Raw genomic sequence first — 11965 nt, 5'->3', positions numbered from 1 at the left:
TGGTTATCGTGTGGCTGGTTAAGAATGGTTTTAGGAAGTTAATAACATCTAATGTAAGTTGTTGAGGATTATATCGGTATCTGGATGCGTCAGCTTTTCGAGACTTAATGGCTCGTGCGTACGAATAGCTTGTCGAATGTGTTCTCCTCGTAGGTGAGCCTCTTGTGCTTTCTGGAAATAAATAGCTGCCTGCCTGGGCTGATTTGCTTCGGCCAGCTGATCGCCCAATTGGTTAAGCAGAACAATACTTTCGTCCACTCCACGAAGGGCACCATAGAGGTTTTCCTCAATTTTTTCCGTTATAGTTGCCAGCAGTGTATCAGACGAGTAAGCGTGTCCGGTATGGCAACGAAAGCGGGATAGCGAACCTTCTCTGATTTGGGTTAGTACGCCATGACACTCCGGGCACGCATAGCGACTGGATTGACCGTGCTCCATTATGGTTAGGCCTTGTGCCGTCTCGTCAGCCGCAATACGAATCTCGGTTTTCGTTTTTTCATCTTCTTCCATAGAAATCTGTGGAAAATCGGAAACGTCCTGTCCAGCTAGTTGGACTAACTTGGCCGCTAATTCGGCTACGGGAAGAATGTAATCGACGGCTACCAGACGAATGGCATTTTCTGGCATTGCCGCTACGTGGGCTTCCTGGGGGTCTTGTACCAGGGCCAGGCCACCGTAATGTTTGATGGTCCAAAGGCCAGCACTACCGTCGTCGAGCGCGCCGGATAAGACTACGCCGATTACCCGATTGCCATACGCACAAGCGGCTGAGCGAAAGAGCGGGTCAATGGCAGGTCGGAAACGGTTTTCTTTGGGACCGTGTGTGATACGGATGTTTCCATTTTCAACCAGCATATGATGGTCGGGGGGCGCTACATAAATGCGGTTGGTCTGAAGTGGCTCATTGTTGTAGGCATGCGCAATGGGAATGGTTGTGAATTTACTGAGTAGCTGGGGTAACACCCCACGAAGCGTGGGAGCCATATGCCAGACGATAAAGATGGCTGCGTCCAGATGGTCGGGTAAGCGATCAATGAGCTGTTGAAATGCCTCAACGCCACCGGTCGATGCGCCAATGACAATAATGTTGCGTTTTGCCATGATGGAAAGGTTGTTAACCCGACTAGTGATAGCCGGGTATAGCGGATTACAATCCGTCCTTAATCCATGTGCCCGATCCGAAGGGATCTTCTATTCAGGAATATACCGAAACCGTATAGGACTGACAGCGTTCAACATCTATTAAACGGATAGATTTCTAAAAAAGTTAAATCTATAGTTTTCGGCTACTAGTTTACCGTTGTCTCCAGCTACCTGAGGAGGGTACAGTGGCTCCGGTACCATTTCCTTTTTATTCTATTTTTTATTTTGCCTAAATCTGGCTGGTCCTGAACTAACCACTCAGTTAGGAGGCTAGTTCGCTGCAAGGTTTTACGAAAGGGCAATCCATCCATAAATAATAATGACCAGCGAGAGCAGGACGCAGACCAGCCTGGCCACATAGGGCTTGGTGGCGGAAAAGGTTTGTTTAAGCATTTGTGCGAAGAAGAAAGCGAAGGCTAACGATCAGTCTGGACTCTTTCGAACGAGTGTAACGTAGTGTTTACAGGAATGTTCAAGGCTGATTTCTAAGCCTGGACCGTTCCCTGGAAACAAATACATAAAAAGGGTGGAGAATCCCTCAATTGAGATCACATTGGTGTAGTAAGGCTCCAAAGCGCCTGTTTAAATAAGTGTCATAAGGGTGTATGATAACCATCATAGATAGCCTTGCCCGAAAGAAATACCTTTGATATTAATGAAATTTACCTATAGGCTCAATAGGCTAATTATCTACCCATAGGGTTTAGATTATACGTTGCAGGCCGAGCCGAAATCATTAGGTCCAGTCAGGTTGATCGGAAAGCTTTATTTTACTCGACAACTTTAATAAAACGTTATGGAACACACAATCCCCTATGAGGATCGCCCCAGGTTGGGACGAATGGATTTTCTGAGTCGAATCTCCTGGAGTGCCGTATTCGCCGGTGTCCTGGTCGCTATTGTCACCCAAATGCTTCTGACCCTAATGGGATTAGGCATAGGATTGGGGACAATTGATCCGATGGAAGAACAAAATCCAATGGCAGGATTAGGTATAGGCAGCGCCATCTGGTACATCATCAGCAGTCTGATTTCTTTATTTCTGGGCGGCTGGGTAGCCGGTCGACTGGCCAGTGCCCCCCGGCTGTTTGATGGAATCATTCATGGCGTGCTAACCTGGTGCCTGGTAACCCTTTTGACCATCTATTTTCTGACAACGACATTAGGCAGCCTTATTGGCGGAGCAGGCCGATTGGTCGGCGGCATCGTGAAAACAGCCGGATCGGCAGCTAGTGCAGCGGGCCCAGGATTGGGCAACATCGTGCAGGATCAGCTCAAAGCCAATGGAGTCGATACGGATAAGCTGGATTTAGGCAATTTGAAGAATGAGGTCACTACCTTGCTTCGCCAGACGGGCGACCCGAATCTGAATCCAGATGACCTTGAACGGAAAACTGACCAGGCTGGTGATCAGACCCAAACGGCAGCGAGCCGAGCGGCTTCTAACCCACAGGAGTCCGATGCTATTGCTAGAAGTTTGTTTAGCCGGTTGTTTAAACAGGGGCAGTCAACCGTCAACGGCGTTGATCGGGAAGATGCCGTGAACGTCGTCATGAAGCGGACGGGTAAAAGCCGGGCTGAGTCGGAACAGACGGTTGATAACTGGATTAGCAGCTATAAACAGGCGGCCGTCAAACTTGAACAAACGAAGCAGGAAGCCAAAGTAAAGGCTCGTCAGGCAGGTGATGCCGCGGCTTCAGCCGGTTCGAAAGCGGCCATCTTCGGCTTCATCGGATTACTGATCGGTGTGGTAGCATCAGGATACGGAGCCAAAATGGGAACCGATTCTAAAGACGATTCCAACACGTACGACCGTCCCGTTCGGGAAGTAGTTCGCTAGATAACACAGTATGGGGTGTGTAAAGTGGTTTACTGGTAAGCCTGTGCGATTTTGTGCATAAGAAAAAAGGCTGAGCCATCGCCTGGCCTTTTTTCGGGCTTCCTGTCAGTATTGAAGAGCTTATAGAGTTTTCGAAGCGTTAGTACTCAACAACTATATGAACCGAGTTAAACAAATTCATGAACTGGGCCAGAGCATTTGGCTTGATTTTATTGACCGTCAATTAATGAACACGGGCGCACTGCAAAGTCTGATTGATGAAGATGGGGTTCGGGGTTTAACCTCTAATCCGGCCATTTTCGAGAAAGCGATCAGCAGTAGCCAGGACTATGATGAGGACATTAAACGCCTGGCCGGGACGGATCATTCGAACGAAGCTATTTTTTACGAAGTCGCCGTAACCGACATTCAGCGGGCTGCAGACTTGTTTGCCCCCGTTTACGAGGACAAAATAAGTGGTGCCGATGGCTTCGTGAGTCTGGAAGTATCGCCCCATTTTGCCCTTGATTCGGAAAAAACTATCCAGCAGGCGCGGTCTTTATGGAAAGCTGTGGACCGGCCCAACGTGATGATTAAAATACCGGGAACACAACCCTGCTTACCCGCCATTCGGCAGGCGATAAGCGAAGGGATCAATATCAATGTAACGCTGCTGTTTGGCCTGGACCGCTATATGGCCGTTGCGGAAGCCTACATCGCTGGTTTGGAAGATCGCTTACAGGCGGGTCAACCCATTGATCAGTTAGCCTCTGTAGCCAGTTTCTTCATCAGCCGCATTGACACCCTGGTTGATCCCATGCTGAAGGAACGGAATTTGTCTGAATTGAAGGGGGAAGTCGCCATCGCACTAGCCAAACAAGCCTATACCAGTTACGTTCAGGTATTCGCCAGCGAACGGTTCAAAAAATTAGCCGATGCCGGGGCGGTACCGCAGCGGTTGCTCTGGGCCAGTACAGGTACCAAAGATCCCGCCTTTTCCGATGTAAAATACGTAGAAACCCTGATTGGTCCTAAAACGGTCAATACCGTGCCCATGGATACCCTGAATGCGTTTCGGGATCATGGTCAGGCAACCCTCCGGTTGACAGATCATGACGAAGATGCCAAACGGGTGCTGGAGCAGGTTCAACAAGTAGGAATCGACTTGAGTGCGATAGCCCAGCAATTAGAAGAGGAGGGTATTCAGAAATTTAATGAGCCCTATAACAAGTTAATCCAAGCCATTGACCAGCAGCGAAGCGCAGTGACTACTGTCTTACACTAAAATCGCTCGATGGTGCTTGCACTATCGGATGATTTTAGGACGATACATTGCAAAGAATCTCCATTCCAAATGGGACGTTTTTCTGAACGGTGGGTATAAAGTTGGGCGATCGTCAACAGTGGTTTTTTGCGTCCAATAAATCCGTTCAATTTAGTAGTTCATAAATGTTTCTGAATTTTTGACTTATATGAACGATTGGAAGCCTATCCATATTTTTACCAATCAGTCATGCCTACTAAGGCAACTCGTAATTGAAATGACGAATTTGACGGTCGGCCGTTGCCGTACCTTTTTTTTAGATTTACCCCTATTGCTCAGATTCTCCGTTTATTTGATTATCTGCATTTAGCGACGAGTCCATTGAGGGGCCATCCCCTTTGGTTCGCTTATAAAAATCTTCCAGCTCCGCAAGCTTATTGAGCATAGCTATTGGCACTAAAGCTGCCACTTTCTTTTGTCCTTTGGTTAATACAAAGGCCTTACCTATGGCGCTCCCCCTAAACTTGGCTCTTACGCACTTTGTGTGGTTCAGCATCGGTAAATGACTCGTTGACGTAATAAGTCCAGTTTGGCTCGTCCATACATCTGCCGCTTGATCAGTTTAAGCCTAGTTACCTGCCCTTTGGTTTGGCCATTGCTCCATGGGGTAGCCAAGGCCGCTCGCACGGCCGCATAGTCCTGCTGAAGCCGAACCCCAAACTGCTGGAGTAACACGGCTGGACAAATTTGGCAACGCACCAGCCAATCGTCTAATAATTCTGCCTGACGAGTTCGTATCATAGCGCCAAAGTCCCTCACCAGTCCATAGACCTGATCAATAATCGAATCTTGACAAACATAACTCAAGATTTGTCGATCAGCCTCTTCCAATAAAGACACAGGACGTACCATCAGCCAGGCAAGCTGCTGAGTAGTGGGTAAATCAAAAGATGGTTGATGAGGGGCGGGCGAGTTGGTTACTGCCTGTTTTTGAGTCATTGGCGCATCCTCATTGCGACGTCTGCTCAGCCATTTGGCTATCTGATTATGAGCTCCCGGATAGCCCTGCTGGCCAAGCTCTCGCCACAATTGTTGGGCGTTACGACAACCCTGCTGATAGCGATTTTCTAAGTAGGCTAGATAAGGAGTCAGCATACTACGCCCAGTTGGACGCTGGACTCGTTCGGGAAATGATTCAGCGTAGGCATACCGACGAACCGTACTCCGATTCATGGCCAATTTTCGACTAATCGTAGAAATAGACATGCCTGCTTGGTGCAATTGCTGTACTGTATTAAAGTAGCCTACGCGTTTTTCCCGGCCAGCCAAACGGGCCTCAAGTTCATTTTTTGAGTAATCTCGCATGACATACGCAAGCCGTTCTGTGGTTGACTGAGTCGTTGGAACTGCCTGGGATACTGGCAGTTTTCGCAGTCGTTGGTAGCATACTGCTAGTATTCGCTCCAAGACTTGTTCCAGGTTCTGCAGCAAATGCCATCGGTCGGCAACTTGTTGAGCTTGTGGGGCTCCCTCACGAGCACCCCGTGAATATTCCCCAGAACGATCTCTGGTGATGACCTCCACACTCGGATGGACTTTTAGCCAATCTCGTAGACCTTCGGCAGTACGGCCTTCCAACAAATCAACGGGTTGATGTCGATCCAGATCAACGCCAGCAGGCGACCGTTAAAATCGTACCATAAGTCTTGGCTTTGCGTATCGCCCAGTCATCAACTCCTAAAACAGAAGGAGTCGGGGTGATAACCGACTGCCATTTTCGAATGAGCCGTAGCAAAGTATCATGGCTAGTTGGCATGCATAAATGATTTAGTAAGCGGCTACCCGCTTTGCCACCCAACATCATGGCTACGCTCTGTTGAGCGTGAGCTAACCGACTGGTCCGACGTGCGTAAGCAGGTAGCCAATCGGGGCAAGGCTGGCTGAAGGTCCGCTTAGGAAAAGCTGGGTTAAGGCAGTGAAATCGTCGCAGCCTAAGCTTGAGTTGGACTGCTTTGTTACTGATGGGCAAATCGGTAGGTTTACGATAATAGAATCCATTTGATGGGCTTGAAACATGTCGACAAAGTGGACAGTTAGCCTGTGTCGATTGAGTAGGCGGTTAGGATGTAGCCTTCTTGTTGAGGCTGACAGTGAATAATTTGGCAGTTGGGAAGATAAACAGGAACCGGGTCGCCGGAGCGATGGAAGCTCAGTGCTCATTTAGATAGAACAACAAAAGCTAAAAATCAGGTCACCTAGTCAACCACACAAAGTGCGTAAGAGCCAAACAATGGGGAGCACTATAGGGTTTATCGTTCTAGCCGCAGACCCCGCTGGCCAACCTGACCAAAGTAATAGTTGACTCCAAATTTTAACCGGCCCCCTTTTCCTCGGCCAACGGCCGGATCGAATTTGTTATAGTAGCTTCCTTCGTAGCTGACCTCAGCTCCCAAACGATGTAATATCCAGAACATGGCTCCCAACTCCAGCCCTACACTGGTGTAGGTGGCTTTGGCCCCCGCCGGAATATTTTCCGAAAACTCCCGGCCGCTGTTGAGACTGGCTCCAACAAAACTACTCACACGGGTGCGGAATGGGTAATAACGCGTAAAGATACCGGCTTGCCGGGCATGATACGCGTTACCCACCATACGGTCATAATCATAACGTAGACCAGCCGCGAAACCTGGCTGAAAAAAGTAGCCCAGGCGGGCGTTTATGTCCGTGTATACTTTCGAGTTCGTAACCCCAAAACCAACGCCCCCCCCTACAAATACGTTGCCCGGCTGAAACCAGCTTAGCTGATTATCCTGCATGTAGTTACGCGACCGTTCAATTTCATCAGTAAGCTTTCCCTCTACCTGCCGGGCTTTCTGACGAGCCTCCTGTCGGGTATCTTCGTCGATCAACGGTTTCGACCGACCCGTAGAATCTGCGTTGTTCTGAGCGTAAGAAGCTAACGACAAACTAGTCATTAGCATAATAGTAGTTAGTAAATGTTTCATTGCCGCTGAGTTAATGCATTGTGTTAAAGAAACGTTGATAAGTAAACTGTAAACAAGAAATAAGGTTTGTTTTATTTAAATGGCCTTCTTGGCTTTATATAAAAAGAAAGCCGCTCATCGTTAAGATGAGTGGCCTCTACTTGAAATAAGACTAAAGAACTTTTATTTCTGCAGTTGAGTAATCAACGCATCGATTTGCTCGGCCGACGTAGCGGGGAAGTTCGCAATCCGGATCTGTGAATCCTTAAATTTACCATATCCACTTCCGATAACCATTCCCTCACTTTTCGCAGCTGCGATTACTTCAGCCGATGGCTTTTTCGTGGACGTAACAACGACCGTCTGCGAGCGATGTCGCTCCTGCTGAACAAACGGCTCATAGGCATCGGACCCATCCAGAAACTTATAGAGCATCCGGGCTTTTTCTTCCGTCTGCTTCCGTACCGTATCGATCCCGATTTTATTGAAGTCTTCGGCTAGTTTACCCAGTATGTAGATAAACAGAACATTGGGGGTAGCTGGCGTCTCAAACTTCTTATAGTTTACCCAGAGCGTCGGTAAGGTATGATGAGCACCAATTGTCAGGTTTTCGTACTTTTTCAACCGCTCGGCTTTTTCGAGACAACCCTGACTGGCAATCCATACGCCTAAACCAGCGGGCATCCCAAACGCTTTCTGAACCGAAAAAAACGCTGAATCGACCAGGCTAAAGTCAAGGTCAGGATAAGGTGCCGACGATACCATATCCACCACAACCAGCTTCTTGGGGTACTTACGCTTCAGCTTATGAATATCGGCCGGACGTAGCTGCACCCCGGACGACGTTTCGTTATGCGTTACACAAATCATTTCGGCATATTCCGGTACGTCGATTTCCGTGTAGTCGAATCCTTCTCCGAACGGTTTTTCCAGAATATGGGCGAACTTATGCAATGAGTTGGCGTAGTCGTAAAACTTCCTGGAGAACGATCCATTAACCAGATGGAAGCTTTCGTGCTCAACACAGTTGAACAACAGCCGCTCCCAAACTTCCGACGCCGAGCCTGTGAAGAAAATTCCGTGTGTATCCGGAATGTTGAGTAATGTTCTCAGTTGGGCGTCAGTGAATTTATAGATATCCCGAAACTTCTGGCTACGGTGCGAAATTGAGCCAATCTGCTCATCCAGCGCCGTTTGCAGATGTTGATAAAAAGTCGGATATAACTCAGCCGGTCCGGGGGTGAAATAAATCTGTTTCATTACTTACTCTAAAAAATACGCCTTAGTCCAGGCTAAACTATCGGGAAAACTCAGATTGAATCGGTCAAACTGACGCTCACTAAATAATAATTCGCCATTCGCCGGATTTTCTTTTTCGTAAATAACGGGCAGTTGTGCGCCTAGTAACGTACTACGCTGGGGATGGGATAGTGTATATGATGCTCTGCCGGTACAGGTAAATGTAGCCTTGCCGACCTGATACGTTGCCAACGTTCGGTACCATGATTTAGCCTTGTTTCGCTGATAAGTCAACGCCGTAATGCGGGCCGTTGCAAAGGCCTGATTCTTCCGAATAGCTCTTCGTTCCTTATTGCGATATAATTGATACAGAAAAAACGGAGTCATGGCAATAAGAAAAGAAAAGGAAATCAGAAACATTTTCCAGGTGAATTTTACGTTTCTGATTTCCTTTCCCTCACTCATAGCTAGTGTTAATAAAGAAGTCTGAACTTGATAGTCTGATCAAGTTTTTTGAGTTCTTCAACTACTTCGTCGGCATATTCTTTAGCCACGTCCGTAATCACATACCCAATCTGCTCATTTGTTTTCAGAATCTGGTTATGAATATTGATGTGGTATTTAGCAAATATACTATTCATTTTGGCCAAAATACCCGGTACGTTCGCGTGAATATGTAACAGTCGGTGCGAATCCTTCAGCAAGGCCAGCTGTACTTCTGGGAAGTTAACGCTGCCATACGTACTACCATTGTTGATGTATTCCAGCAACTTGGCCGGTACGAAGTTGCCAATATTTTCCTGCGCTTCTTCCGTACTGCCACCAATATGCGGAGTCAGAATAACGTTCGGCTGATTCCGCAACGCATTGATAAACTCTTCGTTATTGGTTTTTGGCTCATATGGGAATACGTCGATGCCTACTCCGGCCACTTTACCCCGTTCGATAGCATCCACCAACGCCGGTATGTCAACGATATGACCACGCGAGAGATTGAGGAAAATAACGCCGTTTTTCATCAGTCCAAACTCCCGGTAACTGATCAGATCTTTGTTTTCCTTCCGACCATCGGTATGCAAACTGATAATATCAGCAATGGCCAGCAACTCGTCCAGCGATTTGCATTTGCGCGCATTACCGAGTGCGAGTTTATCCACCACATCGTAGAAGTAAACTTCCATGCCCAGGGCTTCTGCTACCACCGACAACTGCGTACCGATATTTCCGTATCCAACCAGACCGAGTTTTTTACCCCGTACTTCGAAACTGTTCTTCGCCGATTTGTCCCACACGCCCTGGTGCATTGAATTACTCTTGGGCACTACGTTCCGGATCAGCATAATTATCTCGCCAATAGCCAGTTCAACCACCGAACGTGTATTGCTGTATGGAGCATTGAAAACGGCAATCCCCCGCTCGGTACAGGCCGTCAGATCAATCTGGTTCGTACCAATACAAAAAGCGCCAACTGTCATCAGCTTGTTGGCATGTTCCAGTACCCGGCGCGTTACGTTGGTTTTTGACCGGATACCCAGAATAGATACGTCCCGGATTGCTTCAATCAGTTCCTCTTCGTCCAGCGCTCCTTTACGAATCTCAACGTTAAAGCCCTCCTGTTCGAAGAGTTTCACCGCAACCGGATGCACGTTCTCCAACAGCAGAACTTTGATCCGGCTTTTTGGATAAGACTGGCTCCGGCTTAAGTTATTATGGTACAAAAACTCGTCCAGTGAAGGCGCAATATGATCGGCTTTTTCGACGACACGCGGACGCATTACGTTCTCCGTAAAGGCGTAGAAACGATTTGCCAGACCAGCCGCCCGAATCTCATAATCGGTGTAGCCATCGCCAATGACGTACACTTCACCATCGAGTTTAAGATCGCGGATCACCTGCGATTTGCCACCGTTGGCCGACAGCGGATTTTCCCGGTCAAAGCCAATGATGCTACCCGATTCATCGAATACGAACGTATTGGCAAATACATTCTCAGCCAGCACACCCAACGACGTAACAATCGGCACAATGAACTCCTTGAAGCCATTGGAGACCACATAAATTGAGTCGGCGTTATCGGCCAGGAAGCGCTTGTTCCGCGTGAACGAATCCGAAATTTTGCCCATCAGGGTTTCAATCAGAGCAGGGAGCTGATCGCGATGGGCTTTCAGCAGATTCAGCCGCAGTTCGAGCGATTCGGTAAACGAAATCTCGCCGGACATACCCCGGTCTGTTATCGCCTTAATCTGGTTGAGTACATCATCGCGGTCGGGCCGGCCAATCAGCGAAATTTCACCTAGTACGTCCAACGCTTCAACTTTCGTGAACGTGCTGTCGAAATCAATGATGTAATACGTTTGTTCGAGTGGTTTGGTGAGCATGACTAAGAAAACCGCTATCGCAGCGATCTGTTGATCTACTTATGGTTGTATCGAATTAGATGCAGTTAAAAACGCTACGGCTCGCTTTTCCGACCAGTAGGTACCATTAATACCATTCGTCAGAGAAGGAAACCCGCAGTGGCCACCTTGCTCAGGAAACTCCATCCAGACGTTTGGTAGTTCCCGGGCCAGCTGTTCCGGATAACATTCGGGCGATAAAAAGGGATCATTTTTGGCGTTAACAATGAGCGTAGGAATAGCAATGCCGGGCAAAAATTGCAGCGCACTACTCTGCGTATAATAATCCGTTACGTCCCGAAAACCATTCTGCGGGGCCGTAAACAGGTTATCGAACTCGCGAACACTACGTGTTTTGAGCACCTGCTCAATTGGAAAAACACCCGGCATGACCGAAGCCTTCTGCTGGACTTTTCGTTTGAGTGTTCGGCTAAATCGATAATTATACACGAGACTATCCCATTGTTCGAGCCGACGGGCAGATCCCATCAGATCGAGTGGTACTGAAAACACAACAGCCCGACGAATGGCCGGAGCCAGCGCGTTCTTCTGTTCGCCTAAATACTTGAGGGTTACGCTGCCTCCCGCACTAAATCCCATCAGACAAATGTTCTGATAGCCTTTGGAGAGGGCGTATTGAGTGATGAAGTGAAGATCGCCCGTTTCACCAATGTGGTAAAAGCGTTGCTGACGATTCAGTTCGCCACTGCATGACCGGTAATGCCACGCCATACAGTCGAAACCGTTTTCCGTCAGGTGCCGCGCCATACCGACCAGATATGGACTCGTTGAGCTACCTTCCAGACCATGAGACAAAATAACGAGTGGCTTTGATGGCGAATAATTCGTGATGGCCGACTTATTCAAGTCTACTTCATCATTCGTTATTCTTGATTCATCATTCCCAAACGCCCAATCCACATCCAGAAAATCATCGTCATGCGTTTCGACTCGTTCGCGCACGTAGGAAACCGTGACCTTGCGAAAAAGCGAAGGGACGATGGTTTGCAGGTGGCCATTCCACAAACGGGCGGGTGGCCGGTAACTCGACTGAGCAATCAGCGGCATTACAACACGCGGGTGATTGAAGCCGCAAAGGTAAGGAAAACGTTGATGTAGA

Annotated in this window: 9 protein-coding genes and 1 pseudogene; 2 read left to right on the top strand and 8 right to left on the bottom strand. The window is 48.1% G+C overall.

Features of this window, described 5'->3' with window-relative positions; genetic code table 11:
* Window positions 1–48: 48 nt before the first annotated feature.
* Window positions 49–1101, bottom strand: coding sequence for a chemotaxis protein CheB (locus GK108_RS08620; protein ID WP_163945935.1), 1053 nt, complete (start codon window positions 1099–1101; stop codon window positions 49–51).
* Between the two features lie 838 nt (window positions 1102–1939).
* Here GK108_RS08620 and GK108_RS08615 point away from each other — a divergent pair.
* A complete protein-coding gene (locus GK108_RS08615; RefSeq protein WP_163945932.1) occupies window positions 1940–2983 on the top strand; it encodes a TIGR04086 family membrane protein in 1044 nt (347 codons plus the stop codon).
* A 157-nt stretch (window positions 2984–3140) separates the two neighbouring features.
* A complete protein-coding gene (gene tal, locus GK108_RS08610; RefSeq protein WP_163945928.1) occupies window positions 3141–4247 on the top strand; it encodes a transaldolase in 1107 nt (368 codons plus the stop codon).
* A gap of 528 nt (window positions 4248–4775) precedes the next feature.
* Here tal and GK108_RS08605 read toward each other — a convergent pair.
* The 7 genes and pseudogenes from GK108_RS08605 to GK108_RS08575 all read right to left on the bottom strand — a co-directional run bounded on the left by GK108_RS08605 (window position 4776) and on the right by GK108_RS08575 (window position 11913).
* On the bottom strand, window positions 4776–5891 hold the full coding sequence (locus GK108_RS08605) for an ISL3 family transposase (RefSeq protein WP_262887404.1): 1116 nt from the start codon (window positions 5889–5891) through the stop codon (window positions 4776–4778).
* A 1-nt stretch (window position 5892) separates the two neighbouring features.
* Window positions 5893–6312, bottom strand: a pseudogene (locus GK108_RS31525) (ISL3 family transposase); the annotation flags it as partial.
* Window positions 6313–6535: 223 nt separating this feature from the next.
* The gene (locus GK108_RS08595) at window positions 6536–7231 is read right to left on the bottom strand and encodes a hypothetical protein (RefSeq protein WP_163945919.1); all 696 of its coding nucleotides are present in this window, start codon (window positions 7229–7231) and stop codon (window positions 6536–6538) included.
* A gap of 162 nt (window positions 7232–7393) precedes the next feature.
* Complete coding sequence (locus GK108_RS08590) at window positions 7394–8470, bottom strand: aminotransferase class V-fold PLP-dependent enzyme (protein WP_163945915.1); 1077 nt, start codon at window positions 8468–8470, stop codon at window positions 7394–7396.
* Between the two features lie 3 nt (window positions 8471–8473).
* A complete protein-coding gene (locus tag GK108_RS08585; RefSeq protein ID WP_163945911.1) occupies window positions 8474–8914 on the bottom strand; it encodes a hypothetical protein in 441 nt (146 codons plus the stop codon).
* An 8-nt stretch (window positions 8915–8922) separates the two neighbouring features.
* Window positions 8923–10827: a phosphoglycerate dehydrogenase gene (gene serA, locus GK108_RS08580; RefSeq protein WP_163945908.1), complete on the bottom strand. Its 1905-nt coding sequence runs from the start codon at window positions 10825–10827 to the stop codon at window positions 8923–8925.
* Between the two features lie 39 nt (window positions 10828–10866).
* Window positions 10867–11913: a YheT family hydrolase gene (locus tag GK108_RS08575; protein WP_163945903.1), complete on the bottom strand. Its 1047-nt coding sequence runs from the start codon at window positions 11911–11913 to the stop codon at window positions 10867–10869.
* Between the last annotated feature and the right edge of the window lie 52 nt (window positions 11914–11965).

Source organism: Spirosoma terrae, from assembly GCF_010435915.1.
Classification (GTDB): domain Bacteria; phylum Bacteroidota; class Bacteroidia; order Cytophagales; family Spirosomataceae; genus Spirosoma; species Spirosoma terrae.
Note: the sequence above shows the minus strand (reverse complement) of the source record. Positions and strands in the feature narration are given on the sequence as shown.